The following is a 22,480-nucleotide window of genomic DNA, read 5'->3' as shown; positions in this document are numbered from 1 at the left end:
AGTACATCATGGACATCAAGGGCAAGGTATTCATCGTGACCGGCGGCGCATCGGGCCTGGGCGAAGGCACGGCGCGCATGCTGGCCGCCCAGGGCGGCACCGTGGTCATTGCCGACATGCAGGCCGACAAGGGCGAGGCCGTGGCCAAGGACATCGGCGGCGCCTTCGTGAAGTGCGACGTGAGCAACGAGGCCGACGGCCAGGCCGTGGTGGCCAAGGCCGTGTCGCTGGGCAAGCTGGCCGGCCTGGTGAACTGCGCCGGCATCGCCCCCGCGGAAAAGACCGTGGGCAAGAACGGCGCGCACGCGCTGGCCGTGTTCAGCAAGACCATCACGGTGAATCTGATCGGCAGCTTCAACATGATCCGCCTGGCCGCCGAAGCCATGAGCAAGAACGAGCCCGAAGCCACCGGCGAGCGCGGCGTGCTGATCTCCACCGCCAGCGTGGCAGCCTACGACGGCCAGATCGGCCAGGCCGCCTACGCTGCATCCAAGGGCGGCGTGGTCGGCATGACCCTGCCCATCGCCCGCGACCTGGCGCGCAACGGCATCCGCAACATGACCATCGCCCCCGGCATCTTCGGCACGCCCATGCTGTTCGGCATGCCCCAGGAAGTGCAAGACGCGCTGGCCGCCGGGGTGCCCTTCCCCAGCCGCTTGGGCACGCCGCAGGACTATGCCAAGCTGGTCAAGCACATCCTGGAAAACGACATGCTCAATGGCGAAGTGATCCGCCTGGACGGCGCGATCCGCCTGGCGCCGAAGTAAGCTCTTTGAAGGAACCGACAACGCCCTGGCCTGCGCCAGGGCGTTGTCGTTTACGGAGCCTGCCCAGGCGCCAGCGTCACGCACCGGCCGCAGCCACGCTTGCGGGCAGTGCGCCGTCACCCACACCCAGGGGCCGCTGCATCAGCACCGTATCGAGCCACTGCCCGTGCTTGAAGCCCACCGACCGCAGGGCCCCGATGCGCGTGAAGCCCATGCGCGCATGCAGCGCGATGGAACCCGCATTGCCATCGCCCTGCCCTATGGTGGCCATCATTTGGCGCCAGGGCCCTGCCTCGCAGCGCGCGATGATCGCGGCCAGCAGCGCCGCACCAAGGCCCTGCCCCGCCATGCCCTGCGCCACATAGACCGAGTCCTCCACCGTGTGGCGGTAGGCCGAGCGCGGGCGGTACAGCGTGGCATAGGCATAGCCGGCCACCGCGCCATCTACCTCGGCCACCAGGTAGGGCAGGCCCGCCGCGCGCACAGCGGCAAGGCGGCTGCGCAGCTCGTCCACACCGGGCGGCACCTCCTCGAACGAGGCCAGGCCATGGAGCACATGGTGGGCATAGATCGCCTGGATGGCGGGCAGATCGGCATTAACGGCATCGCGCACATGCGGCGCCGTGACAGAGGAGGAAAGGGGCGAATTAAGCGCAGAAGAAGAATGCATGGCGCCAGTGTGGCGCGCCACAGCCCATAAAAGAAGCTTTTACAGCTTATGCAAAGTATGAGAAATTCTTTGGCATGGAACGCATCAACCTCGACCAGCTGCACGGCTTTGCCACCGCCATCGAACTGGGCAGCTTTTCGGCCGCCGCCCAGCGGCTGGACCTGACCCAACCCGCCGTGAGCCTGCAAGTGCGCCAGCTAGAAAAACGCCTGGGCACCCCGCTGGTGGAGCGCGTGGGCCGCGTGCTGCGCCCCACGGCCGCCGGCGCGGAGCTGCTGGTACACGTGGCCCGCATCGATGCCGCCGTGGCCGACGCTCTGGCCGCCGTGGCCCACCACGCCAGCGGCACCACAGGCCGCGTGCGCCTGGGCACGGGCGCCACGGCCTGCATCTTCTTGCTGCCGCCGGTGCTGGGCGCGCTGCGCCAGCGCTTTGCGGGCCTGGAGATCACCGTGCGCACCGGCAACACCGCCGACATCGTGCAGGCCGTGGAAGACAACACGCTGGACATGGGCCTGGTCACCCAGCCCGCCAGCGGCCGCATGCTCGATGTGACGCCCGTGCTGCAGGACGCATTCGTTGCCATCGCGCCCAAAGGCACCGCCCTGCCCAAGAAGGTGACCGCCGCCGACCTGGCCCGCCACCCCGTGCTGCTGTTCGAGCCCGGCGGCCAGACCCGCCGCATCGCCGACGCCTGGTTCGCCCAGGCAGGCGTGGCCCTGCAGCCCGCCATGTCGCTGGGCAGCGTGGAAGCGATCAAAGAGCTGGTGGCCGCCGGCCTGGGCTGCGCCGTGCTGCCCGGCATGGCCGTGCAGGGCGCGCATGGCAGTGCCGTGGAAGTGCGCCCGCTGTCACCGCCCCTGGCCCGCACCCTGGCCGTGGTGGTGCGCAAGGACAAGCGGTTGCACCGGGGGTTGCGCGAGACGGTGGCGGCGTTGAAGGCCCTCCAACCCGCACGCGGCAAGGTCCGCCAGGGCGACGCCGGATAGGTCTTCGTCAAGGAAAGCCGCGCAGGCTCCTGTCCTTCTTGGCCTGCTCCAGCCGGCGCTGGCGCCCCTCTTTGTCCACGGCGTCCATCTCCTCGTCCAGCAGCACCTGCCAGTCGTAGCCGACCCGCGTCTCCTTCGCCATCGTCAAGCCGATCTGCACCGTGTACAAGCCATTGGGGTTCTGCCGGTCCGGTGAGTAGATCTGGATGGTCAGCTGGTACTGGCCGCAGCGCATGTCCAGCACCACCCCGCCAAAGCCATCCCGCTCACGCACGCACTGCTCGCGGTAGAGCGTGGGCAACAGGTCTCTGTACTTTTCGGCCAGGGTGAAGGCGGCGGTGCGCTCCGGCAGGCTCTTGCTCGCGTAGATGTTGCCGATGGTGTAGGACTTGGGGGTGGTGAGCAGCTCGAGCTTCTCGAACTCGGGCGGGATCTCGGGCTTGTCGACAATGATGACGGCCCGCCCCTGGCTCCAGTAGCCCATGGTGGTCGGCGTCGTTGCGAGGCGGGTGCCCAGGCGGTGGCCGAACAGGTCGCCATCGGTCACAGCGGCAGATGCGGCTGTGCAGACGCTGCCCCCCAAGGCGATGCAGCAGCCCGCCTGCCATGCGGCCCGCCTCCAAGCTGCAAGTCCTTGATGGATCATGGATGTTCTCCTGTGCATCACCGACCGGACCAAATCGTAGCGGTTGCAGCGCCCAGCGGCCACCCACGGCCCCCCCCAAGCTCACAATTCGGCCTTCAACCGGGCAACCACCGCCTTGATCGCGTTCTCGTTGCGTTTGTAGTAGGACCACTTGCCGCTGCGCTTGACGGTGACCAGACCGATGCGCGCAAGGTCTGCCAGGTACTTGGATGTGGTGGAAAAAGCCAGGCCCTGGCCCGCCTGGATGGACGACACGCACACCCCATCCCGCACAGGATCACCCTCGTCCTGGGGCGGAAAGCTGGTGCGCGGCGACTTGAGCTTGCGCAGGATCTCCATGCGCTGCTCGTTGGCCAGGACATCCAGAATCTGTATGAGGGGTAGCTGTTCTTCGTTCATCACTCGGCTGCGGGTTCATGGCTGCTTCGCATGCCATGTGCTGCCATGCCGAAGATGGAAACGACTCTAGCAGCTTGGTGAGGCCAGTGCAGTGCCGAGGGTTCTGAATCCGCCCGCCCTACCAGAGAAGGCACCCACCACGCCCCCGCGCACACGTAGGCCCTCAATGCAACGTGGGCAATTTCGACGCAACGTCATTTCGCAAAACATCGATATGACAATAGGGCCTGTGCGCTGCCGATGAAGCCGTTCAGGCGCTCACCAGCGTGCAGCAGATGGCCGTCACACGCCACCTGCCCCAGCCCAACCCCTTACCGAAGGACAGTGAAATGAAAGCAATCGTTCTGACAAAATTTGGCGGCCCCGACAGCTTCGAGCTGCAGGATGTGCCGGTTCCCGAAGTGGGCATCGGCGAGCTGCTGGTGCGCGTGATGGCCACCGCCATCAACCCGCTCGACTACCAGATTCGCCGAGGCGACTATCCCGACCATGTGCCCCTGCCCGCCATCATCGGCCACGACGTATCGGGAGTGGTCGAAAAGGTGGGCCCCGGGGTGACGGGCTTTGCAGTGGGTGACGAGGTGTTCTACACACCCAAGATCTTTGGCCCCAAAGGGGGCTCGTATGCCCAGTACAACGTGGTTCCCGAAACGCTGGTGACCCACAAGCCGGCGAACCTGTCGCACGAGGAAGCTGCCTCGACCACCCTCGTCGGCGGCACCGCCTGGGAGGCACTGGTCACACGCGCCAAGCTGCACCCAGCCGAGTCTGTGCTGATCCACGGTGGAGCGGGCGGCGTCGGCTCCATCGCTATCCAGCTGGCCAAGGCGATGGGGGCCACCGTGTACACGACCAGCAGGAGCCATGACCTGGAGTTCGTTCGCCAACTGGGCGCAGACCACGCCATCGACTTCACCAGCAAGAACTACACCGAAGAGATCGCCGCCCTGACTGGACGCCAGGGGGTGAACGTGGTGCTCGACACCATCGGCGGGCTGACCCTGAGCCAGTCGCCCCACGTGCTCGCCGACGGCGGCCGGGTCGTGACCCTGGTGGACCTGGCCACGCCCCAGAACCTTGTCGCCGCATGGGGCGTGAACGCCGAGTACCACTTTGTCTTCACCCGCCAGAACCGGGGCAAGCTGCAGGCACTGAAGACGCTGCTGGAAAGCGGGCGCATCCGCCCGGTCATTGGCGCCAGGTTCTCGCTGGCGCAAATCCCGCAAGCCCACACCGCCCTGGAGCGAGGCGAGGTCGATGGCCAACCCATCCGCGGAAAAGTAGTGATTTCGGTTGCCTGATCCAGGCAGGTATGCCCTGGCAGGCCCACCCTGCCAGGGCTCAACCCAATCGACCAACCCATCTATCTGCATACAAGGAAACCGCTTCATGTCGACCACCGCACAAGTTCTTGACAGCCACGAAGCCGCTCTGGGCGAGCAGAACGCCGCCAAGGTATCAACCCACTACGCACCGGACGCCGTGGTCATCGCCAACGGCAACACCTACCATGGCCCCGAAGCAATTGCATCGATGTATGCCAAGTTGATCCATGCACTGCCCGACGCAGCCTGGCGCACCAACGTGGCTGTGGTCCACGAAGACCTGGCCTATGTGGAATGGGCGTGCGAGTCTGCCGTGTCGAAGGTGGAGTTCGGAACGGACACGTTCATCGTGGCCGATGGCTTGATCACGCGGCAGACGGCGAGCTTTTCGGTCATCGACAACAACTGACCGGATTGCGGTCTGTCTGTCGCAAAGCCCGGCAGCACCTGCTCGAAAACTCTTTGGTTCGCCCGACGACCTGACGATCAGACACGACGCATCGGGACGACGGAGCGGCAGATCACGCCAAAAGGCCAGACAACACGCGGGCCGGTACTTGGCTGTCCCATTGCGGAGTCGGGGACACCTCATCTATTCCAATGTCAAACACACCGTCATCGAACCTCACTCCGCAGGCCTCCATGGCTGCTTTATGTGCCGCGTGAAAGGCATCGAAGCGTTTGCCGTCCACATCCGCAAAGTTGTGGTCATCGGGGCAGCCCAGGTCGTCCCAGCACTCCATTTCAAAGCGCGTGTCCATGGCCTGCTCAAGGGTCACGCCCATTCTCTCCAGCGTGGCCATGGCGGCTGCCTTCGCTCGCTCCAGGGTCTCAGGCGAACAGTTGAGGTGTGGTGCGTAGATCGAGATCGTGTATGTCATGGTAGGGCTCTCCTTTGAGGTGTTCGACCGGTGGTGGTGTGAGCAGTCGCTGTGCTTGCTGGACCGTTCCGAACAGCCATGCGCCAACGTCCCGGGCCTCGATGGAAATGACACTGCGCTTGTCCTGGTGCGCCCGTGGTCGTCGGGTCGTCGGGTCCAACTTTGGCTTGTGCATGCGCGACATCACCGGGTGGTCATCCGCGTTCACCGTGAGCATGGAATAGCTCTCGAAGGGCTGCCCCGTTGCTCGATCAATCCACGTGTTCCATAGGCCCGCCAGCGCCCACGGTCGACCATCAACCCGATGGAATCGCCACCACACATTCGCGCCGGTCTCCCAGCATGGCTCATCGAAGCTCACCGCAGGGATCAGGCACCTCTGACCGCGCAGCCACGGATGGCGATAGCTCGGCTTGGACACCAACTCCTCCGACCTGGCGTTGCTGGTTGGAAAGTCCACCCGGTGGGTCGCGGAGAAGGCGGGGATGAGCCCCCATTGGCCAATGACCAGCTCAACGGGCCTGGCGCTACCCCCAGGTGATCGCCTCACGAACGGGCCCACGTATTGGGGGTGTAAAACCTCCTCCCACCAGCGATACGGGTTGCGGTTGCCTATGTGCCAATCACGCTCAATATCGCGTTCGTGGGGTGGGATGTACCGGGTGCACATGGCGTAACACTGTACATATTTACAGTGTTTTCAGCTACAGTCATCCCCATGCGGGTCAAGGTCATGTTGGTACGGGAAGAAGGTCAGTTGCATGTGCCTGTGAGGCGCAGGGGATACGGCGACCTATGGCTCAAGCACGAGAAGTCGGTGGGCGAGGACAAGACCTATGAGGTGCTGGAGGCCCTGGGGTCAGGGTTCCCCAGGCTGTACGAGCCCCGAGTGACCTACATCACGGCCAACATGATCCGCTTCATCGGCTACGAGCGCGTAGACAAGGTTTGGTACATGCAGGAGTGGCACTGTGAAATCGACCGATCCAAATAGGCTGCTGTGGGTCGGCGGTGCTGACGAGAACATCCCACGGGGCCACCCTACCCTGCTCCGTGTGCCCGCCAAAAATGGCGTGGTGGTGGATGACCGCGTGCTGCAGTTGCCATTCGATCACTACGAGGTGCTGCGCCACGGGGAGTGGTGCACTGTGATGGTCATCGCAACCGGGGAGGTGGTGTATCAGGGTGAGGGGCGCGCCGAGGTGGTGGTGTCTCGGGCGCCGTTCTAATGCTACTTGTCGTTTTTACCCACCACCTTACCGCCGATCCATGGTGGCTTACGCAAATGAACCTTAAAATTATTGAAATGATACTGCCTGGATATTCTTGATGTGTATATAGAAGTTATCTTCAAAGCAGCTATATAGTAGCGCCACAAGTCCGCAATCAAAGGCGATTCAATCTCTTGATGGCGCCACTTCATCATGCGACTCTCAGATGGAAAGACCCTGAGGGCGGCTCTAACATCGGACCAGTCGTTCTGGGCAGGCGTAATTTTCAGCAATACACGAAGATCGTGCGTCAAAGGATAATCAACCCCTTCCTGGGATAGATACACCTTCATAGCTTTCTCACATGCCTGGACAAGCTCCCAAACCACCAATGAAGTGGACTCATGATTGAGTGAGCACATATCAGAGGCCGCCTTGCTCAAATGGCGTAAAATTGACCCGGCCATTGCCCTTTGGGCTCCCTCTGGAAATTCAGCGGTTATCAAATCATTAGAAATAGAGCGCACCATAGAGGCCACATCCGATACGTCTTTGCGCAGTTTATCTAATTGATGAGTCTTGAGCACTTCAGTTGAAGGCCCATTTATTATCCACAGCAACACATTCTCCCCGGGCAGAATATCTTTGGCAAAGGTTAGCCATAGAGTATCATCACCCTGGGGTTCAACAAGCGTGAGTGGTATTTGAAGCAGATACATCGCTTCGAAATGCTTTACAGCACCAAAAACTTCGCGCTTGGGGTGGACTTGCGCCTCTCCATATCTAGCAATAAACCACTTTTGAACAGTGATAAAGATAGCTGCAAACCAGGGCTGCACCATATAATTTTCTTTGGTGCCTTCGCTTACCTCAATAACTAGGTCTTCCGCGATGTGCTGGGCCACCTTCATAGGTCTTTCGCTGACGGCCAGCCCGGCTCTTGCTGAAATTTCATCCAGCTCTGGAAGAATTTTGCGAAGAAACTTATCTAAGGATTCTTGTGGCATCATGTCCTCGTGCGTGGTGTGCAAAACAAGCTATCTCACTGCAGCAATCACCTTAAAGTGATCAACCTATTTTCAACTCTAGGATCGCAGATGTCCAACTACAAAGCACTCATCGCCCGCAAAGCCGAACTTGACCGACTCATTGAGGAGACCCGCAAGGCCGAAGTCTCCGGAGCTGTCGCCGAAGCACGCGCACTCATAGCTGAGTTCGGACTGACTTCCGAGGATGTGTTCGGCGGCGCCAAATCCAGGAAGGCGTCTGCTGCCAAGGGCACGAAGGTTGAGGCGAAATACCGCGATCCCGCCACGGGTGCAACTTGGACGGGTCGGGGCCGTGCACCTGTGTGGATTGCTGACAAAGACCGCTCTGCATTTGCCATCTGACTTGGGAATGCAGCACTCCTCCAACGGGTCACATCGGCGAGACGCTTAATCAGCCCAACGAAGTCAGCGCGGCCGCGAGAAATGCTTGGAGAAGAAATGCCAGGAATGCCCCGCCCTGACATCTAACCCACACCATCTGTTTGATCACCGATCGAGCCGCATTCCGGTGGCTGATGCCATGTTCGGTCAGATTGCGTACGACGCTCCTTCTCATGCTGGTAGGCACCACTTCAAGAACTTCATGCACCACCCTTCGTAGGTCCGGCGTTAAATCAAGCTGCAGGCCAAGTTGGGAGGCTTTCCCCCTGAGATCTGCGTGTGTGCTCTCAAAATGCTGACTGCGCTTAACGGCCTCTTCCATAGCCGCCGTTTCGGTAATCACCCCAGCACGAGCCACAAGCGCATGCATCTTCGCCCACAGTCCGCAGAAGCTGGAGAGAACCAACAGAAGGCCACAGCCTAGGAATCCGCGCGTGCTGAGCAAGGGGATCAGCTTGTCGCTATTGGCTATGAGAAAGGTCGCGGTTGCGGTGGTGCCGACAAGAAGCCACGTGGAGAACGTCTCCATCGGCTCGCAAGCCTTCACAAACCCCTGTAGATCGACGAAATTATTTCGTTTTCTGCAGCTCTTCGAATTGCCGCACTTTGCTGCAAAAGCTCATCAGCCGCATCGCCACTCATCATGCCCACTCCTGAAGCTGTGTGAGCGAACTATAGGCCGATGGGCCTAACGAGAGTTCACCTAATTGCGGCTTGGAGGTGTCACAGGACATAGCCACCATCGATGCACCCGACATCAATCCGGGCGCCATCTATCGTCTTGATGTGCACCGCCCAGTCAACATCGCATCAAGGCCCGCAATGAGCCCCACATGGCGACCATCAATGCTTACGATCATCAAGCCATAGCCGACAGTTCGCAGACCCGAGCAGTCCGCTGAGCCTCGCCCCGCAACAACTTCGCAGAAGAACCCGCCGAACCACACCGACCCGCGATGCCAGCAGCCATCAACAGCTGATGTGCGCCTCATCGCAGCGTCCTATGACCAGCATGATCCGCCGCCCCAAAGCAAAAAGGCCACCCCGCGAAGGGTAGCCTTTTACTGCCATTGAATGGCTCCTCGACCTGGGCTCGAACCAGGGACCTACGGATTAACAGTCCAGGTCACTCGCCGGGGTGCTCCTTCGTAAGTTGAAGATTCGTAAACGGTTTTCGTAAGCCCTCGCGGCCGCCATTCCTGAGCCGATCCTATGCCGACCCTGGCCGCTATGCGTGGCGCTCTCCGGTCAGAAAACCCGATCTGGATCAATGAGTTAGGCGCATCCCGGCCGAGCGTTTCCCGATTATGGCGTTGTGAAACTGCCCTTTTACTCCTCACCGTGTTGCGAACTCCAGTGTGCTTTCAAATACGCTGTACGTTGCTGTAGGGACTGAATGACGTTCCGTACGCTTATTTGGTAGCGATATGCGGTCCCTTCATCTGGATCTAGATCGCTGTTTTTCGCTGCTTCATTCCTCAATCGATGAAGTTCATCTATGAAAACTCTCGTATCTGGCGGCACAAACTCCTTAAGTGCTTCAAGGCAATTTCGAAGATTCGCTGGCTTCTTTGTTTCAATACCAAGTTCATCTAACATTTTAGCTATTGCGTCTTCCAAATCCGACCATGCATCCAGGATCATAGCCAGGGGGCGCTCATCGGCTGGCGGGACAAACTTCTTACCCAAATAAGATTCAAGGCTATTTGCATGAGCATCACCTGGTAAAATAGCATTTACTTTAGCGGCAATTTTCTTCGTGTCCTCAGCGAAAACTGCCTCAATGCCAGCGCCTTTCAGGGATTTAACCTTTTCAAGCAAAACCACGACTTGCTTTCGAAACATGAATGCAATGGCGAAGGCAGCTACAGGCCACGCAAGAGATTTAACCATGCTTGCATAAAATTCAAGATCATTCACAATTACACCTTACGTAATGCTGATGCGTTTTAAACCAATCACTATTCGTCGATTTTGAACCCCAATTGCTGAGCAAATCGATAGTACATCCCAATCGTAACCATATCTACAGCCAAATACGACTTCGCTGGCTCACCATCAACAGTTTTGCTTAAAGATTCTTCTGTCGTAATTTTCGGCAAAGGAGTTTTAGATGAATCAACGATATACTTCACATATTTCTTCATCTCCTCTGTCAAATCTTTTCCCCCGCCTTCATGAGCGAGGAGATTACGCATTTTATTGAGTTTATCCACACCTACCCAAATCCAATCCTCAACGTTTCCACTTGGCGTGATAGCTCGTGCTACAGCCAATCGCTGACTGAATGTCAAGCGCGACCCATCTAAAGCTTGAGCATTAGCCAAATTCTTCTTCAAATATGCGCGCACCAGCTCCTCAAAAATTAGATGTGCCTTCAATATTGAATACGTGGGATCTCCAATTTTCGGAGTTATCAAATCCAGATATCCATTCATGTGCGCACGATTAGGCGATACCATTTGACACTCCGCTCCTTTTGTATTTCGTCAGCTCCGCTTGGAAGCCCAGGAAGTCTGCATGAATTGCCGAAATAATGCCATACTTATGTCGTTGACGTTTGAGACATCCACAAGAATATCCCAGAGGCCACTTCTCACATCACGCCGCGATCCTCAACTTCACCGGCGCCCTCAGCATCACCGACGCACTGTTCGCGGCCTCCTGCAGAGTCTTCTTGCTTAGGTGGGTGTACCGCTAGGTCACAGACGGATCGGAGTGCCCCAATAGGTCCTGCACCACAAGCAGGAATCGACCGCTGTTCTGCTAGTTTCTGTCGGTCTTTTGGAGTGCGTGTTCAACTGCCGTGACATCCTTTTGCGTTTCGGCGCGTAGCGCAATACTTGAAGAAACTTGCGTAATTAAATTTCTGTATTGCTGCCGTTTTTCAGCCTGAGTGAAATTTCCGCGCTCAATCAGATCCAATGCCTGATCAACAATATCATTCCCAATTGGCTTCTGCTTGAACAGTGCAATTATTGTTGGCGCATGCATCACCAGAATTCCTATTGCCAACCACCCCCATAGCGGAGCGTCCGAAATATTAATTGCCTCCATGTTTCTCAAGCTTGGTTGGAAAACCCTTGCCAAAAATGAAAGCACCCCCCCAAATACCACACCGAGCCCCGTCCGCGCAGGATACTTTGCAAAAACAACATCGAGCGCACGTTCAATCACTCGCGTCAACCAATCAGCTTTATCAGTCATGACCGAGCTCCCTCGACGTTACCTTCTATAGTTAACTGAGACTGACTTGAATAATCTGATAGCAGCGTCTTCCTGGGTCCGCCGCCATCGTCGGTAAAATCCATATTATCTGCATTCACCAGCATGAACTTTATTATCTCCCGGGCTTCAGACCGCTGCGTCCCAAAATATCCCATTCGAACACGAAACTCAATCACCGCCTCCCGCACCATTATCAATACTAAAAAGACTATGCATACTAAGGCTATGGGCAAAATTTGCAAGTCCGGATACAAAATATGGCATACAGCACTTAATCCCGCAGTAACGGACAGCGCAAGTTTCGGAAATGAGTTGAGCTTACGAAGGTAAGCCAGATAGGTTAAAGATATGGCAGCATTATTCTTCTTCAGCACACCGGACGGCAATCTGCGCTTAAGAAGCTCTATCCTCAAAATCATTACATACTTAGAGCGATCTAAGAGCGCGCCGATTGCGCCGATGACTGCCCCTAGAATAACCCCAAGAGCTATTCTGGAGTCCTGGCTTACCTGCGTTATCAACGTAGCAAATGATAAAAATACAGACAAAGTCGCTACAACAGCCACCAGTCGTGGCTTGCTCAAAGCCACTTTTATGTATTCATATAGCTTTGCGGTAAACTTGTCGTTTTCGCCCCCCTCTTCAGACATAAGCTCTCCTTATAAAATACGAAGATAAGTTTGCATGTACTTTTAGCATAGGTGTAGATTTGTTACAACGGGAATTTGGCAGTCAGAGGAAATCGGAATCCCCCAGGCTGCCTCTTCCACTACGCCGCGATGTTCAACTTCACCGATGCCCTCAGCATCACCGCACTGTTGGCGGCCTCCTGCAGCGCCCGAGAGTCCAGATGAGCGTATCGCTGGGTCACCGAGGATTGGAGTGCCCGAGGATCTGCTGCACCTCGTACAAGGACCTACCGCTGTTCACCAAGAACGACGCGAACTGATGGCGCAGGTCATGGATGCGCAGGTACTGCACTCACTGGGCGGCCGAGACCTCTTTTGGAGGCTGGCGGTACACCACGGTGATATGCGGGACGATGCGCACGCCGGGTTGCTTCGCTAGAAAGCCATGTAGAAAACTGGTGAGACTCTTTTCGCTGAGTGCCATAACCGATGGCTCAGATGCCAGCGCTTGGCCCTGCTTCTCGGCTCTTTTGGACGCGTCCTGCATCATGCGGATGATCACCCCTTTGTCGTCCGTGAGGAGCCCGCCATTGAGAACTCGGTGACGAAGGTTTGTGATGCCGGGTGCCACCAAAAGCGTCGGCCGATTCACGTGAATTTCGAGGCCCTTGTCTGTCGCTCGAAGCTCGTACTTATCAGGCCGCAGGTCGAAGCCGAACGAGTATTCCGCTGTGTATGTCACAGCCACAGTGCTAGCCGACTTGAGGCCGAGGATGGATGCCTCCACGATCTGGGTGCTGCCTTCTTCACGTGTGATCGATGCGGCTATCAGCTTGGCCTGTTCCGTCAGCGCTTGCTTGCCCACCGTGAGAAAGGTGGTGTACTTCGTGAACCCCAAGAGCTCATTGGTCTTGGTAGTAATCTCACCCTGCAACTGACCAATCTTGGACCGTGCTTCGTCTACTTGCGACTTGGCATACCAGTTGGCGCCAACGAGAGCGACGGTCGCGCCTGCAGCAAAAATCAGAGCAGTGCGCGTGAGTGATCGAATGAACGGCATGTTGTTTGAATGGTCAGCTTGATAGGTGTCCCCGCTCATGTCGAGCAGTGGCAGTGCCGAGCCAAGTCCCTCCCTGGTTGCGATCAAGTCTAGCCTGCAATGCTCAGTTTGGGCATTGATTTATGTCCCACCTCTCGTCCATGGGTTGCTTTGAATTTGGGCCTCCAGCACGTCCACAAAGAACGCACCAGAGGCCCCCAATCGCTAAGCCGCGAGCTTCAACTTCACCGGCGCCTTCATCCTCAGCGACGCACTGTTCGCGGCCTCCTGCAGCGCCCTAGAGTCAAGGTGTGCATACCGCTGGGTCACCGAGGGATCGGAGTGCCCGAGGATCTGCTGCACCTCGTACAGGGACCGCCCGCTGTTCACCAGGAACGACGCGAACTGATGGCGCAGGTCATGGATGCGCAGGTCCGGCAATCCGGCTTTGTTCCTGAGCCTGGTCCACACCTTCATGATCGTTGTGTAGGGCTTCCCACTCTGCTGGTTGATGAACAGGTTGGCGAACTTCCCTTCGGTACACAGCTGATCCAGCACCTCCAGCGCGGAGTCATTCAGGGGCACAGACCGCATCCGCTTGGACTTGGAATGCTCCGCTGAAATCCGCCACACCCGCTGTCCCCGATCGATCTGCCCCCACTTGGCCTGCAGGGCTTCGTTGAGGCGCGCCCCGGTGCTCAGCAGGAACAACGCGATGTGGCACACCATCCTGTTGTCATCGGTCCGCAGAACACCCAACAGGCGCTGCAGCTCGTCCTCGTTCAGGTGGCGCTCGATCTTGTTGTTCTCATTGAACAGTGGCACACCAGCCTGCATCTGGCGCGATGTCTCCATGAAATGAATTGCCAGTGTGCTTCGGCCTTTGTCCACTGCGTGATCTGATTTAAAGTCGCAAGCCATGAAAACGAGACATACCCTGCTGGCCTGCATTGCGGTGCTGCTTTCCGCTGGTAGCGCCACTGCTGCCGATCCCTTCACCGTGTTTGGCCTGCCGCTGGGCAGCAAGGTGGCGCAGTTACCTATCTGCCCGTTCAATACCGACTTGGCCAAGACGAATTGCTGGGTGGGCAAGCCTTTCGTGACCAGGGAGGGGGGACGGATGGGCATGGTGCACCTGGCCAAGAAGGACAAGCTACCGAGCTGGGCCGAGCATTCCAGTTTCAACTTCACCGTGACGAAGGGCTTGGTGCTGGAAGACATCACGGTGGAGACCCGCGACGCCTCCCGGTTGAACGAGATCGTCCAGTCCATTGGCGCCCGGTTCGGCGCTCCTCAAAAGACCTCCATGAAACCGGGACAAGGCGTAGCCACTTGGTCCGCGCCAGAGGTTCGGATCAGGATGCAGTGCGATACCAAGTGCTGGGTTAGCTTTCTTACCCCGGATGCCCAAGCCAAGAGCGACAAGGAGATCGAGGCCAGCAAGGCAGCGAATGCAGCACGGCCTGTGTCGCCTTAGAGGCGACCAGCAACGACAGCAGCCCGGGCGCCCAGAGCGGCAACATGCCGGCATGCGCAAGGACGGATCAGAGCCAATCCCATCCGTCAAATTCAGCACCGACATCGATGCCTGCAGCCGTCCACCCAAGATGGCAGCATCGAGGTGCGCGATGATGTGCGACCCCAAAGCAAAAAGGCCACCCCGCAAAGGGTAGCCTTTTACTGCCAATGAATGGCTCCTCGACCTGGGCTCGAACCAGGGACCTACGGATTAACAGTCCGGCGCTCTACCAACTGAGCTATCGAGGAATGATTGGTACTGACACTTGCACTATCTACTGACCAGCCAGCCTGCTCATCGGCTGACTAAGTGAAAGGCCCCGCGTACACATGCAGGGCCTGGCACTGAATTTTTGGCTCCTCGACCTGGGCTCGAACCAGGGACCTACGGATTAACAGTCCGGCGCTCTACCAACTGAGCTATCGAGGAACATCAAGACTTAGATTATATACACAAAACTTGGGCGTTTTCCACTCGGCGCGATGATCTTGGCCATCGGGCTGTGTTCCGCGCGGAACATGCACGGGTGGCAAGGGGCTCGCGGGCCCTGTCGCTGCGGGGTTGGCGGCCTTGCGGCATGATGTGGCCGGCCTCGATGACAGCAAGCATTCATCCACTCATTGCTTCCAGCCCCATGACCATACACACCATCCTGAAGATGGGCGACCCGCGCCTGCTGCGCGTGGCCCAGCCCGTGACCGCGTTCGATACGGACGAGCTGCACCTCTTGGTGCGCGACATGCTGGAGACCATGCAGTCCGTGAACGGCGCGGGACTGGCGGCGCCGCAGATCGGGGTGGATCTGCAGTTGGTGATCTTCGGCTCGAACGACCGCAACCCGCGCTACCCGAGCCGCCCCATCGTGCCGCCCACGGTGCTGATCAACCCGGTGATCACGCCGCTGGGCGATGAGGAAGAAGAGGACTGGGAGGGCTGCCTGTCGGTGCCGGGCCTGCGGGGCAAGGTGCCGCGCTGGTCGCGCATTCGCTATACGGGGTTCGATCTGTATGGCGACCCGATTGATCGCACGGTGGATGGCTTCCATGCCCGGGTGGTGCAGCACGAGTGCGACCACCTGATCGGCAAGCTGTACCCGATGCGGGTGCGGGACTTTACGCAGTTTGGGTACACGGAAATACTCTTCCCCGAAATCAGCGCCCAAGAAGACGACTGATACGGCTTTTCATTCGACCGGCTAACGTCGTTGGGGAGCCTTGCCGTGCTACAGCACTGTCTGCGGCTCCCCGCCTAGTTATCCGGCCGACTGCAAAACCGTATGGGTCGTCGGACAGAGGCCAGTCAAACGGCCTTCTTTACTGCTCCGTCGGGATCCGTGCGTGCATCGAGCTTAAGCTGCAAAAAGGCCAGGTCCAGCCACTTGCCGAACTTGGTGCCCACTTCGGGCAACAGGCCCACCTGGGTGAAGCCCAGGCGCTCGTGCAACTGGATTGATGCGGTGTTGCCGGCCTCGATGCCGGCGACCATGACGTGCTTGCCGATGGCGCGGGCGCGTTCGATGAGGGCCTGCATCAGCCGCTTGCCCAGGCCCGCGCCGCGGGCGTTCTGGTGCACGTACACCGAATGTTCGACGGTGTGGCGGTAGCCGTCGAAGGCGCGCCAGTCGCCGAACGAGGCGTAGCCGGCCACGGCGCCCTGATCATCGATGGCGACGAGCACGGGGTAGCCCAGGCGCTGGCGGTCGGCCAGCCAGGCGGTGCGGTTGGCGGCGTCCACCAGGGTTTCGTTCCAGATGGCGGTGGTGTTGGCCACGGCGTCGTTGTAGATGGCGAGGATGCCTTCGATGTCGCCCGCATGGGCATCGCGTATCTGTAGGGTGGTCATGGCTGTCAGGGATTGCAAGGTTCTCCATCCACTATGATGGACGAATAACGTATTTTGGTGGATTATTGTCCACCATGATGAAACACATGTCCACCAAAGTAGATAGCGTAGTCGATAGCCTGAGCCAGCGCATTGGCGCGCGCGTGCGCATTGAGCGCGAGGGCCGGGGCTGGTCGCTGACCGACTTGGCGGCGCACTCGGGTGTGTCTCGGGCCATGGTGCACAAGCTGGAGCGGGGCGAATCGAGCCCCACGGCGACCTTGCTGGCGCGGTTGTCGGGAGCGTTCGGGCTGAGCATGTCGCAGCTGATCGCCCGCGCCGAGGCCAAGGAGGGCCGGCTGCTGCGCCGGGCCGACCAGCCGGTGTGGACTGACCCGCAGACCCGCTATGTGCGCACGCATGTGTCGCCCCCTTCCGACCTGCCGCTGGACCTGGTGCAGGTGGTGCTGCCTGCGGGCGCGCGGGTGCCCATGCCTGCAGCGGCCTATACGGCGAAGCGGCAGCTGATCTGGGTGCTGGCCGGTTCGCTGGTTTTCATGGAGGGCGACACCCGGCATGCGATGGACGCGGGCGACTGCCTGGAACTGGGGCCGCCTGCGGACTGCGTGTTCAGCAACGAGACCGCCGCGGACTGTACCTATGCGGTGGTGCTGCTGCGCAGCAACTGAACCACCTACGGCCAAAGCGTTGGCAGGACGGCGAGCACCGGCGCAGCCGACAGGGTCCTACAAGCCGCCATGCGTGGCGCGCCTAGCATCAAGGCTTAAATCCCCAGGAGCACGCCATGCCCAGCAACACCCCCAAGCCCGGCTACAACCAGTATGGTTTGAAAGATGAAAGCGGCACGCCCGGCCCGGCGTACGCCAACCGGCCCGGCGGAGAGCAGCCTGGGGTGGGGCCGGTGGATGCGGTAGACCCATCGGGCCATCGACTGGGCGCCATTGAAGAGCATCCGAACCCCAAACCGGCATCGCGGCAGGGCACCGGCGTGACAGGCGAGACCGACGACAAGACGCGCTAAGAAACGGCTGACAAAACTCTTCTGGCGTCGTTGCTGCGTCTTGCCGGACGACTCCCAATGCTTGCCTGCGCCAGTTGCAGCTGAGAAGGGATGCGATGACACCTATAGAGGACTTTGTCGAGGCCTCGGCATCAAAGTCCAGGCTCAGGCTTTCACGTCGATGTGGTACAGGCCCCAGGGGCACAGTGCAAAGCGCTCCTTCACGGGCTTGTCCTTGAAGGGGGCCACATTGTCGGCGTCGTACACGGCCCACTGCGGCCCCAGGCCGCCGAGCGCCATGGGCTGGCCGTCGATGCGGGTGGCGACGATCATGCGGTACTGCGCTGCGTCGGCCAGGCTGATGGCAACGTTGTAGCCATCCACCGCGCGCAGGCCCAGTTGCACGTTGCTGCCGCGTGGCACGCCAGCGGCCTCGAGCACCGTGACCAGCAACGGGCCTTCGAGAGTGTGGGGCTTGCCGTCGTATTCGAGCGTGGGTTTGATGGTCACCGCGGGCAGGCGCTGCAACGCGGCCGCGTCGAACGCGAAGGCCTTGCTGAACTGTATGCTGTGCTTGCCCATCATCTGGTCGATGACGGGGTCGAGCGCGCCGCGGTTGGTCTTGCCGACGGCGCCGCTCACCGTCAGCAGAACGGGTTGCGCATTGCCGGCTTTGTTGCCGGGGGCTGCGATGGCATTGGCAGCCGGCAGCATCACCCCTGCCAGGCCGACGCTGGCGACAAAATCACGCTTGTTGATCATGATGGTTTTCTCCGAATGGTTGGTTGTTGGTATGGATCGCTGGTGCGGGGCCGTAGCGTGCGTTTGGCATGCGCTGGTGTCAAGCGGCAATTGGCCTGGCGGGGTCGTATGATTTCTGCCAGCCGCACGATTCGCGCGCAAACTCTCACCGAGCAGGAACCCCGCCATGCCGACCACCCTTGTCCAGCCCTTGTTGCGCCTTGCCCTGGCGACACTGTTCGCAGCCCTGGCGCCGTTGGCCAGCGCTGCCAGTTTCGATTGCGCCAAGGCCCGCTCGGCCATGGAAAAGCTGATCTGCTCGGATGCCCCGCTCTCTGCGCTGGACGAGCAACTCAACACCGCGTTCAAGGAGGCCATCACGCGCTCCAAAGCACGGCCGCAGCTGGTGCAGTGGCAGCGCGAATGGCTCCAATCCTATGAGGTCACGCAGTGCAAAAACGCCCGCTGCCTGGGCCAGGAGTTCGCAGGCCGCATTGCCCTGCTACAGAGCGTTGCGCCCGCCACCGCAGCAAGCGCCAAGTGGAATGGCGCATACACCCGCTACCTCCAGGGCAAGCCCGACAAGGACAGCGCCAGCCTGGCCATCGTCGGCCTGCAGGACGGCAAGGCCTACCTGGCGGGCGATGCCGTCTGGTATGGCCCCAACGCCGCCAACGGGCAGGTGAACGTGGGCGAGATACGGGGCGTGGGCACCCTGCGCAACGGGCTGCTGGCGTACGACGGTGATGGCTGCACGGCGACGCTGGCGCTGCAGCGCGGTGGACTGGCCGTAAAGGAAGATGACGGCTGCGGCGGCATGCACGTGACCTTTGTGGGCGAGTACCGGCGCAAGTAGCGCCCGCGCCGGCCAGGCGGTCTAAGGACCCTCCGCATAAACCTCGCGGATCGGTGGTAGTGCGGATCGGGATGGGCCGCAAGGCGTCTTCTTGCAGTCAATAGCAGGGCTATTGGCAAGAGAAGCAACGCAGCGGACCGCCCGAGTCCGCGCTGCCAACGGCCGCAGGGATTTGTGCAGAGGGTCCCTATAGGCTTATTTCCACGTGGTCGATCTTCCACCCGTCCTCGTTAACCAGGCGCACCTTTTGGCTCTCTGGCGATGTGGAAGTGCTGCCGCACACGTCCGTCTGCCGGTAGGTGAGCTCGGCCACTTTGCCAGACACGCTCTGCCCAGCCAGCTCGATCTTCTTGCACCGCGCGAGTGTCTGGGACATGTCCAGATAGACGCGTGCTACATCGTCGCGCGTCTTTCCCATCATCTTCATCATCGCGGGAATCTTCTGCTCTACATCGGCGCGCTTCCTGGCGGAATAGAAATGGGCTTCTTCCTCCAGGGTGGCAATGCCGCTGGCCGACTTCTGGTAGTAGCGCTCATAGAAAACGTCGGGTGCCTCCTGCTTCTGGCAGCCTGCAAGCACGATGAGCAGCAATGCCAATCCATATCCACGGCGCATGGGATCCCCTCTCCTGTCTTGTGATCGCGGCATTGTGCAGGCCGCTGGCACCGGATGGCACATGCCACGGCGATGCAGCAGGAAATTTGTCGCCTGCAGCCGACATAGCGCACACGGCCCGCGCCACGATGGAACCGGATGTTGCCGCACAATCCAACAAACCACCCTTCGCAACCCCTGCCCCAATGCCCGCCCAACTCCCCTGGCTGGAACCCCATGACCCCTTCCCTCACCCGGCCAGTGCCTGGGGCCCCCGCGATCCGGCGCCGGGCCTGCTGGCCGCCGGTGGAGCGCTGGACGTGGAGCACCTGCGGGCGGCCTATGGGCAGGGCACCTTCCCCTGGTTCAGCGAGGGCCAGCCCATTCTGTGGTGGGCGCCCGACCCGCGCATGGTGCTGCCGGTGGCCGAGTTCCGGCTGCACCGCTCGCTGCGCAAGACATTGCAGAAGTTTGCTGCCGCCAGCAGCCACTGCGAGGTGCGCGTGGACACGGCCTTTGGCCAGGTGATACGCGCCTGCTCGTCCACCCCGCGCGAGGGGCAGGCGGGCACCTGGATCGTGCCGGACATGGTGCGCGCCTACGAGGCGCTGCACGCAGCGGGCTCGGCCCACAGCGTGGAGACCTGGGTCGATGGCAAGTTGGTGGGCGGGCTGTACTGCGTGGCGCTGGGGCGCGCGGTGTTTGGCGAGTCGATGTTTGCGCATGCGACCGATGCCTCGAAGATCTCGCTGGCGGCGCTGGTGGCACTTTGCCGTGTGCAGGGCGTGGCGCTGATCGACTGCCAGCAGAACACGCGCCACCTGGCGTCGCTGGGGGCGCGCGAGATCCCGCGCAACCAGTTCCTGCGCAAGATCGCCGTGGCGCAAGACCTGCCGGGCGGCGCGTGGACTTTCGAGCCCGTATACTGGAATCAACTGCTGGCCCACCCCACGCCCATGGCATGACGCAACTCAACGACCTGCCGCTGCAGACCCTGCAGTTCTATGCGACAGCGCCCTACCCGTGCAGCTACCTGCCGGACAGGCAGGCGCGGTCGCAGGTCGCCACGCCCAGCCACCTGATCCAGAGCGATGTGTACTCGGGCCTGGTGGCCACTGGCTTTCGGCGCAGCGGCATGTTCACCTACCGCCCCTATTGCGATGGCTGCCAGGCCTGCACTCCGCTGCGCGTGCGCGCCAGCGAGTTTCGCCCCGACCGCAGCCAGCGCCGCTCGGCGGTGCAGCACGGTGCGCTGCAGGCGCGCGTACTGCGCCTGTGCTTCGTGCCCGAGCACTACCAGCTGTACCTGCGCTACCAGAACGGCCGGCACGCGGGTGGCGGCATGGACCAGGACAGCATCGACCAGTACACCCAGTTTTTGCTGCAAAGCCGGGTCAACTCGCGGCTGGTGGAGTTCCGCGAGGTGGATGCCGCCACCGGCGAGCCCGGCGCGCTGAAGATGGTGTCCATCCTAGACGTGCTCAACGACGGCCTGTCGGCCGTATACACCTTCTACGAGCCCGAGGCGCGCGCCAGCTACGGCACCTACAACGTGGTCTGGCAGATCGAGCAGGCGCGTGCCATGGGCCTGCCCTATGTGTACCTGGGCTACTGGATCGCCGCGAGCCCGAAGATGAACTACAAGGCGCGCTTTCTGCCGCACGAGATCCGCCAGGACAATGTGTGGCAGCGCGTGGACCGCAGCAGTCACGCAGGTGGCACCCCGGGCGGGGCCGCCCAGGGCACCTGATGGTGCCATTGCATTTCACAAGGTAAGATGCAGCGATCAGAGGATGTTGTGGATATCCCTTACTCCACACCGTTCCCGCATTCCTGCAGCCCATGAAAAAAATCGACCCTGGTATCCCGATCAAACCCAGCGTCCAGGTACTGGAGCGCATGTTCACGCTGATCGACGTGCTCGCATCGCGTGAGGACGCCATCTCGCTCAAGGAAATCAGCGAGAAGACGGGTCTGCATCCCTCCACCACGCACCGCATCCTGAACGACCTGACCATCGGCCGCTTTGTGGACCGGCCCGAGTCGGGCAGCTACCGGCTGGGCATGCGCCTGCTGGAGCTCGGTAACCTGGTGAAGGCGCGCCTGAGCGTGCGCGATGCGGCGCTGGCCCCCATGCGCAACCTGCACAAGCTGATCCAGCAGCCGGTGAACCTGAGCATGCGCCAGGGCGACGAGATCGTGTATGTGGAGCGCGCCTACAGCGAGCGCTCGGGCATGCAGGTGGTGCGCGCCATCGGCGGCCGTGCGCCGCTGCACCTGACCTCCACCGGCAAGCTCTTCCTGGCGCTGGACGACCCGCAGCGCGTGCGCGCCTATGCCACCCGCACCGGGCTGGCCGGCCACACCCGCAACAGCATCACCCAGTTGCCCGTGCTGGAGCGCGAGCTGGCCAAGGCGCGCCAGTACGGCATTGCCCGCGACAACGAGGAGCTGGAACTGGGCGTGCGCTGCATGGCCGCCGGCGTGTACGACGACCAGGCCAAGCTGGTGGCCGGCCTGTCCATCTCGGCCCCGGCCGACCGGCTGGACGAGGGCTGGATGGCCAAGCTGCAGGCCACGGCGCAGGAGATCTCGCTGGCGCTGGGTTACGTGCAGGCCAAGGCGCCTACGCCCGCCCTGTCCTCATCGCTGCACGGCAGCGACATGGCGCACACGCCCGCCGACTGAAAGGTGCGGCCGGCAAGGCCGACCA

The 22,480-nt window shown here is 60.6% G+C and carries 32 protein-coding genes and 2 tRNA genes; 15 read left to right on the top strand and 19 right to left on the bottom strand.

The window, feature by feature from the left end:
* Positions 1 to 8 precede the first annotated feature (8 nt).
* Positions 9 to 767: a 3-hydroxyacyl-CoA dehydrogenase gene (locus ACSQ9E_RS06275; RefSeq protein ID WP_007857914.1), complete on the top strand. Its 759-nt coding sequence runs from the start codon at positions 9 to 11 to the stop codon at positions 765 to 767.
* 76 nt (positions 768 to 843) lie between these two features.
* On the opposite strand, the gene ACSQ9E_RS06270 is transcribed toward ACSQ9E_RS06275, so the two are convergent.
* Complete coding sequence (locus tag ACSQ9E_RS06270) at positions 844 to 1,437, bottom strand: N-acetyltransferase family protein (RefSeq protein ID WP_436177395.1); 594 nt, start codon at positions 1,435 to 1,437, stop codon at positions 844 to 846.
* Positions 1,438 to 1,511: 74 nt separating this feature from the next.
* Here ACSQ9E_RS06270 and ACSQ9E_RS06265 point away from each other — a divergent pair, with 74 nt between their 5' ends.
* Positions 1,512 to 2,426 (top strand): LysR family transcriptional regulator, encoded by a 915-nt coding sequence (locus ACSQ9E_RS06265; RefSeq protein ID WP_436217200.1) that lies wholly within the window; start codon positions 1,512 to 1,514, stop codon positions 2,424 to 2,426.
* A gap of 7 nt (positions 2,427 to 2,433) precedes the next feature.
* Here ACSQ9E_RS06265 and ACSQ9E_RS06260 read toward each other — a convergent pair whose 3' ends face one another.
* Positions 2,434 to 3,072: a hypothetical protein gene (locus ACSQ9E_RS06260; RefSeq protein WP_436217199.1), complete on the bottom strand. Its 639-nt coding sequence runs from the start codon at positions 3,070 to 3,072 to the stop codon at positions 2,434 to 2,436.
* An 81-nt stretch (positions 3,073 to 3,153) separates the two neighbouring features.
* A complete protein-coding gene (locus tag ACSQ9E_RS06255) occupies positions 3,154 to 3,471 on the bottom strand; it encodes an ArsR/SmtB family transcription factor (RefSeq protein ID WP_436217198.1) in 318 nt (105 codons plus the stop codon).
* Positions 3,472 to 3,800: 329 nt separating this feature from the next.
* Here ACSQ9E_RS06255 and ACSQ9E_RS06250 point away from each other — a divergent pair, with 329 nt between their 5' ends.
* Complete coding sequence (locus tag ACSQ9E_RS06250; protein WP_436217197.1) at positions 3,801 to 4,772, top strand: zinc-dependent alcohol dehydrogenase family protein; 972 nt, start codon at positions 3,801 to 3,803, stop codon at positions 4,770 to 4,772.
* A gap of 88 nt (positions 4,773 to 4,860) precedes the next feature.
* Positions 4,861 to 5,205, top strand: a complete 345-nt coding sequence (locus ACSQ9E_RS06245; RefSeq protein WP_057205835.1) for a nuclear transport factor 2 family protein — start codon at positions 4,861 to 4,863, stop codon at positions 5,203 to 5,205.
* Between the two features lie 112 nt (positions 5,206 to 5,317).
* Here the strand turns inward: ACSQ9E_RS06245 and ACSQ9E_RS06240 are convergent, their stop codons facing one another.
* Together ACSQ9E_RS06240 and ACSQ9E_RS06235 are read right to left on the bottom strand one after the other, a co-directional pair.
* Positions 5,318 to 5,677 (bottom strand): hypothetical protein, encoded by a 360-nt coding sequence (locus tag ACSQ9E_RS06240; protein ID WP_436217196.1) that lies wholly within the window; start codon positions 5,675 to 5,677, stop codon positions 5,318 to 5,320.
* The gene (locus ACSQ9E_RS06235; RefSeq protein WP_436217195.1) at positions 5,628 to 6,347 is read right to left on the bottom strand and encodes an SOS response-associated peptidase; all 720 of its coding nucleotides are present in this window, start codon (positions 6,345 to 6,347) and stop codon (positions 5,628 to 5,630) included. Before ACSQ9E_RS06235 ends, ACSQ9E_RS06240 begins: the two co-directional genes overlap by 50 nt.
* 99 nt (positions 6,348 to 6,446) lie before the next feature.
* Here ACSQ9E_RS06235 and ACSQ9E_RS06230 point away from each other — a divergent pair, with 99 nt between their 5' ends.
* Together ACSQ9E_RS06230 and ACSQ9E_RS06225 are read left to right on the top strand one after the other, a co-directional pair.
* Positions 6,447 to 6,671 (top strand): hypothetical protein, encoded by a 225-nt coding sequence (locus ACSQ9E_RS06230; protein ID WP_436217194.1) that lies wholly within the window; start codon positions 6,447 to 6,449, stop codon positions 6,669 to 6,671.
* The gene (locus ACSQ9E_RS06225; RefSeq protein ID WP_436217193.1) at positions 6,649 to 6,906 is read left to right on the top strand and encodes a hypothetical protein; all 258 of its coding nucleotides are present in this window, start codon (positions 6,649 to 6,651) and stop codon (positions 6,904 to 6,906) included. Before ACSQ9E_RS06230 ends, ACSQ9E_RS06225 begins: the two co-directional genes overlap by 23 nt.
* Before the next feature lie 2 nt (positions 6,907 to 6,908).
* Here ACSQ9E_RS06225 and ACSQ9E_RS06220 read toward each other — a convergent pair whose 3' ends face one another.
* A complete protein-coding gene (locus tag ACSQ9E_RS06220; RefSeq protein WP_436217192.1) occupies positions 6,909 to 7,895 on the bottom strand; it encodes a hypothetical protein in 987 nt (328 codons plus the stop codon).
* A 90-nt stretch (positions 7,896 to 7,985) separates the two neighbouring features.
* Between ACSQ9E_RS06220 and ACSQ9E_RS06215 the strand changes: the two genes are divergently transcribed.
* Positions 7,986 to 8,279 (top strand): H-NS histone family protein, encoded by a 294-nt coding sequence (locus ACSQ9E_RS06215; RefSeq protein ID WP_436217191.1) that lies wholly within the window; start codon positions 7,986 to 7,988, stop codon positions 8,277 to 8,279.
* Positions 8,280 to 8,328: 49 nt separating this feature from the next.
* Here the strand turns inward: ACSQ9E_RS06215 and ACSQ9E_RS06210 are convergent, their stop codons facing one another.
* From ACSQ9E_RS06210 to ACSQ9E_RS06175, 8 genes are all read right to left on the bottom strand, one after another.
* Positions 8,329 to 8,847: a hypothetical protein gene (locus ACSQ9E_RS06210; protein ID WP_436217190.1), complete on the bottom strand. Its 519-nt coding sequence runs from the start codon at positions 8,845 to 8,847 to the stop codon at positions 8,329 to 8,331.
* A gap of 800 nt (positions 8,848 to 9,647) precedes the next feature.
* Positions 9,648 to 10,238 carry a hypothetical protein gene (locus ACSQ9E_RS06205; RefSeq protein WP_436217189.1) on the bottom strand — a complete coding sequence of 197 codons (591 nt, stop codon included), beginning with the start codon at positions 10,236 to 10,238 and terminating at the stop codon, positions 9,648 to 9,650.
* Positions 10,239 to 10,279: 41 nt separating this feature from the next.
* Positions 10,280 to 10,756: a hypothetical protein gene (locus ACSQ9E_RS06200; RefSeq protein ID WP_436217188.1), complete on the bottom strand. Its 477-nt coding sequence runs from the start codon at positions 10,754 to 10,756 to the stop codon at positions 10,280 to 10,282.
* 328 nt (positions 10,757 to 11,084) lie between these two features.
* Positions 11,085 to 11,525 carry a hypothetical protein gene (locus ACSQ9E_RS06195; RefSeq protein ID WP_436217187.1) on the bottom strand — a complete coding sequence of 147 codons (441 nt, stop codon included), beginning with the start codon at positions 11,523 to 11,525 and terminating at the stop codon, positions 11,085 to 11,087.
* Positions 11,522 to 12,196, bottom strand: coding sequence for a hypothetical protein (locus tag ACSQ9E_RS06190; protein ID WP_436217186.1), 675 nt, complete (start codon positions 12,194 to 12,196; stop codon positions 11,522 to 11,524). The genes ACSQ9E_RS06195 and ACSQ9E_RS06190 overlap by 4 nt, the downstream gene beginning before the upstream one ends.
* Before the next feature lie 217 nt (positions 12,197 to 12,413).
* Positions 12,414 to 12,476 carry a hypothetical protein gene (locus ACSQ9E_RS06185; protein ID WP_436220190.1) on the bottom strand — a complete coding sequence of 21 codons (63 nt, stop codon included), beginning with the start codon at positions 12,474 to 12,476 and terminating at the stop codon, positions 12,414 to 12,416.
* Between the two features lie 51 nt (positions 12,477 to 12,527).
* Positions 12,528 to 13,322, bottom strand: coding sequence for a hypothetical protein (locus tag ACSQ9E_RS06180; RefSeq protein WP_436217185.1), 795 nt, complete (start codon positions 13,320 to 13,322; stop codon positions 12,528 to 12,530).
* A gap of 117 nt (positions 13,323 to 13,439) precedes the next feature.
* A complete protein-coding gene (locus tag ACSQ9E_RS06175; protein WP_436217184.1) occupies positions 13,440 to 14,069 on the bottom strand; it encodes a site-specific integrase in 630 nt (209 codons plus the stop codon).
* Between the two features lie 64 nt (positions 14,070 to 14,133).
* On the opposite strand from ACSQ9E_RS06175, the gene ACSQ9E_RS06170 reads away from it, so the two are divergent.
* Positions 14,134 to 14,691 carry a hypothetical protein gene (locus tag ACSQ9E_RS06170; protein ID WP_436217183.1) on the top strand — a complete coding sequence of 186 codons (558 nt, stop codon included), beginning with the start codon at positions 14,134 to 14,136 and terminating at the stop codon, positions 14,689 to 14,691.
* A 214-nt stretch (positions 14,692 to 14,905) separates the two neighbouring features.
* Here ACSQ9E_RS06170 and ACSQ9E_RS06165 read toward each other — a convergent pair.
* Together ACSQ9E_RS06165 and ACSQ9E_RS06160 are read right to left on the bottom strand one after the other, a co-directional pair.
* Positions 14,906 to 14,981, bottom strand: a tRNA-Asn gene (locus ACSQ9E_RS06165).
* Between the two features lie 105 nt (positions 14,982 to 15,086).
* A tRNA-Asn gene (locus tag ACSQ9E_RS06160) sits at positions 15,087 to 15,162 on the bottom strand.
* A gap of 205 nt (positions 15,163 to 15,367) precedes the next feature.
* On the opposite strand from ACSQ9E_RS06160, the gene def reads away from it, so the two are divergent.
* Entirely contained in the window at positions 15,368 to 15,907 is a 540-nt protein-coding gene (gene def / locus ACSQ9E_RS06155; protein WP_436179147.1) for a peptide deformylase, read from the top strand.
* A 125-nt stretch (positions 15,908 to 16,032) separates the two neighbouring features.
* Here def and ACSQ9E_RS06150 read toward each other — a convergent pair whose 3' ends face one another.
* Complete coding sequence (locus tag ACSQ9E_RS06150) at positions 16,033 to 16,575, bottom strand: N-acetyltransferase family protein (RefSeq protein ID WP_436217182.1); 543 nt, start codon at positions 16,573 to 16,575, stop codon at positions 16,033 to 16,035.
* 86 nt (positions 16,576 to 16,661) lie between these two features.
* Between ACSQ9E_RS06150 and ACSQ9E_RS06145 the strand changes: the two genes are divergently transcribed.
* Together ACSQ9E_RS06145 and ACSQ9E_RS06140 are read left to right on the top strand one after the other, a co-directional pair.
* Positions 16,662 to 17,243, top strand: coding sequence for a helix-turn-helix domain-containing protein (locus tag ACSQ9E_RS06145; protein ID WP_057269546.1), 582 nt, complete (start codon positions 16,662 to 16,664; stop codon positions 17,241 to 17,243).
* A gap of 116 nt (positions 17,244 to 17,359) precedes the next feature.
* Positions 17,360 to 17,596, top strand: coding sequence for a hypothetical protein (locus tag ACSQ9E_RS06140; RefSeq protein WP_057205816.1), 237 nt, complete (start codon positions 17,360 to 17,362; stop codon positions 17,594 to 17,596).
* Between the two features lie 144 nt (positions 17,597 to 17,740).
* Here the strand turns inward: ACSQ9E_RS06140 and ACSQ9E_RS06135 are convergent, their stop codons facing one another.
* Positions 17,741 to 18,337: a molybdopterin-dependent oxidoreductase gene (locus ACSQ9E_RS06135; protein WP_436217181.1), complete on the bottom strand. Its 597-nt coding sequence runs from the start codon at positions 18,335 to 18,337 to the stop codon at positions 17,741 to 17,743.
* A gap of 166 nt (positions 18,338 to 18,503) precedes the next feature.
* Here ACSQ9E_RS06135 and ACSQ9E_RS06130 point away from each other — a divergent pair, with 166 nt between their 5' ends.
* The gene (locus ACSQ9E_RS06130; RefSeq protein WP_436217180.1) at positions 18,504 to 19,172 is read left to right on the top strand and encodes a lysozyme inhibitor LprI family protein; all 669 of its coding nucleotides are present in this window, start codon (positions 18,504 to 18,506) and stop codon (positions 19,170 to 19,172) included.
* A 187-nt stretch (positions 19,173 to 19,359) separates the two neighbouring features.
* Here ACSQ9E_RS06130 and ACSQ9E_RS06125 read toward each other — a convergent pair whose 3' ends face one another.
* Complete coding sequence (locus tag ACSQ9E_RS06125) at positions 19,360 to 19,788, bottom strand: hypothetical protein (protein ID WP_436217179.1); 429 nt, start codon at positions 19,786 to 19,788, stop codon at positions 19,360 to 19,362.
* Positions 19,789 to 19,973: 185 nt separating this feature from the next.
* Here ACSQ9E_RS06125 and aat point away from each other — a divergent pair, with 185 nt between their 5' ends.
* From aat to ACSQ9E_RS06110, 3 genes are all read left to right on the top strand, one after another.
* Positions 19,974 to 20,732: a leucyl/phenylalanyl-tRNA--protein transferase gene (aat, locus tag ACSQ9E_RS06120; protein WP_436217178.1), complete on the top strand. Its 759-nt coding sequence runs from the start codon at positions 19,974 to 19,976 to the stop codon at positions 20,730 to 20,732.
* Positions 20,729 to 21,517, top strand: coding sequence for an arginyltransferase (locus ACSQ9E_RS06115; RefSeq protein WP_436179153.1), 789 nt, complete (start codon positions 20,729 to 20,731; stop codon positions 21,515 to 21,517). The genes aat and ACSQ9E_RS06115 overlap by 4 nt, the downstream gene beginning before the upstream one ends.
* Positions 21,518 to 21,609: 92 nt before the next feature.
* Positions 21,610 to 22,455: an IclR family transcriptional regulator gene (locus ACSQ9E_RS06110; RefSeq protein ID WP_057205806.1), complete on the top strand. Its 846-nt coding sequence runs from the start codon at positions 21,610 to 21,612 to the stop codon at positions 22,453 to 22,455.
* Positions 22,456 to 22,480 lie beyond the last annotated feature (25 nt).

Source organism: Acidovorax sp. LjRoot118, from assembly GCF_964253575.1.
GTDB lineage: Bacteria > Pseudomonadota > Gammaproteobacteria > Burkholderiales > Burkholderiaceae_C > Acidovorax.
This window is presented reverse-complemented; position numbering and strand designations above follow the sequence as displayed.

Coding starts and splice junctions, on each gene's coding strand:
- ACSQ9E_RS06275 (WP_007857914.1), top strand. CDS start 9: ATGGACATCAAGGGCAAGGTATTCATCGTGACCGGCGGCGCATCGGGC.
- ACSQ9E_RS06270 (WP_436177395.1), bottom strand. CDS start 1,437: ATGCATTCTTCTTCTGCGCTTAATTCGCCCCTTTCCTCCTCTGTCACG.
- ACSQ9E_RS06265 (WP_436217200.1), top strand. CDS start 1,512: ATGGAACGCATCAACCTCGACCAGCTGCACGGCTTTGCCACCGCCATC.
- ACSQ9E_RS06260 (WP_436217199.1), bottom strand. CDS start 3,072: ATGATCCATCAAGGACTTGCAGCTTGGAGGCGGGCCGCATGGCAGGCG.
- ACSQ9E_RS06255 (WP_436217198.1), bottom strand. CDS start 3,471: ATGAACGAAGAACAGCTACCCCTCATACAGATTCTGGATGTCCTGGCC.
- ACSQ9E_RS06250 (WP_436217197.1), top strand. CDS start 3,801: ATGAAAGCAATCGTTCTGACAAAATTTGGCGGCCCCGACAGCTTCGAG.
- ACSQ9E_RS06245 (WP_057205835.1), top strand. CDS start 4,861: ATGTCGACCACCGCACAAGTTCTTGACAGCCACGAAGCCGCTCTGGGC.
- ACSQ9E_RS06240 (WP_436217196.1), bottom strand. CDS start 5,677: ATGACATACACGATCTCGATCTACGCACCACACCTCAACTGTTCGCCT.
- ACSQ9E_RS06235 (WP_436217195.1), bottom strand. CDS start 6,347: ATGTGCACCCGGTACATCCCACCCCACGAACGCGATATTGAGCGTGAT.
- ACSQ9E_RS06220 (WP_436217192.1), bottom strand. CDS start 7,895: ATGCCACAAGAATCCTTAGATAAGTTTCTTCGCAAAATTCTTCCAGAG.
- ACSQ9E_RS06215 (WP_436217191.1), top strand. CDS start 7,986: ATGTCCAACTACAAAGCACTCATCGCCCGCAAAGCCGAACTTGACCGA.
- ACSQ9E_RS06210 (WP_436217190.1), bottom strand. CDS start 8,847: ATGGAGACGTTCTCCACGTGGCTTCTTGTCGGCACCACCGCAACCGCG.
- ACSQ9E_RS06200 (WP_436217188.1), bottom strand. CDS start 10,756: ATGAATGGATATCTGGATTTGATAACTCCGAAAATTGGAGATCCCACG.
- ACSQ9E_RS06195 (WP_436217187.1), bottom strand. CDS start 11,525: ATGACTGATAAAGCTGATTGGTTGACGCGAGTGATTGAACGTGCGCTC.
- ACSQ9E_RS06190 (WP_436217186.1), bottom strand. CDS start 12,196: ATGTCTGAAGAGGGGGGCGAAAACGACAAGTTTACCGCAAAGCTATAT.
- ACSQ9E_RS06175 (WP_436217184.1), bottom strand. CDS start 14,069: ATGGAGACATCGCGCCAGATGCAGGCTGGTGTGCCACTGTTCAATGAG.
- ACSQ9E_RS06170 (WP_436217183.1), top strand. CDS start 14,134: ATGAAAACGAGACATACCCTGCTGGCCTGCATTGCGGTGCTGCTTTCC.
- def (WP_436179147.1), top strand. CDS start 15,368: ATGACCATACACACCATCCTGAAGATGGGCGACCCGCGCCTGCTGCGC.
- ACSQ9E_RS06150 (WP_436217182.1), bottom strand. CDS start 16,575: ATGACCACCCTACAGATACGCGATGCCCATGCGGGCGACATCGAAGGC.
- ACSQ9E_RS06145 (WP_057269546.1), top strand. CDS start 16,662: ATGTCCACCAAAGTAGATAGCGTAGTCGATAGCCTGAGCCAGCGCATT.
- ACSQ9E_RS06140 (WP_057205816.1), top strand. CDS start 17,360: ATGCCCAGCAACACCCCCAAGCCCGGCTACAACCAGTATGGTTTGAAA.
- ACSQ9E_RS06135 (WP_436217181.1), bottom strand. CDS start 18,337: ATGATCAACAAGCGTGATTTTGTCGCCAGCGTCGGCCTGGCAGGGGTG.
- ACSQ9E_RS06130 (WP_436217180.1), top strand. CDS start 18,504: ATGCCGACCACCCTTGTCCAGCCCTTGTTGCGCCTTGCCCTGGCGACA.
- ACSQ9E_RS06125 (WP_436217179.1), bottom strand. CDS start 19,788: ATGCGCCGTGGATATGGATTGGCATTGCTGCTCATCGTGCTTGCAGGC.
- aat (WP_436217178.1), top strand. CDS start 19,974: ATGCCCGCCCAACTCCCCTGGCTGGAACCCCATGACCCCTTCCCTCAC.
- ACSQ9E_RS06115 (WP_436179153.1), top strand. CDS start 20,729: ATGACGCAACTCAACGACCTGCCGCTGCAGACCCTGCAGTTCTATGCG.
- ACSQ9E_RS06110 (WP_057205806.1), top strand. CDS start 21,610: ATGAAAAAAATCGACCCTGGTATCCCGATCAAACCCAGCGTCCAGGTA.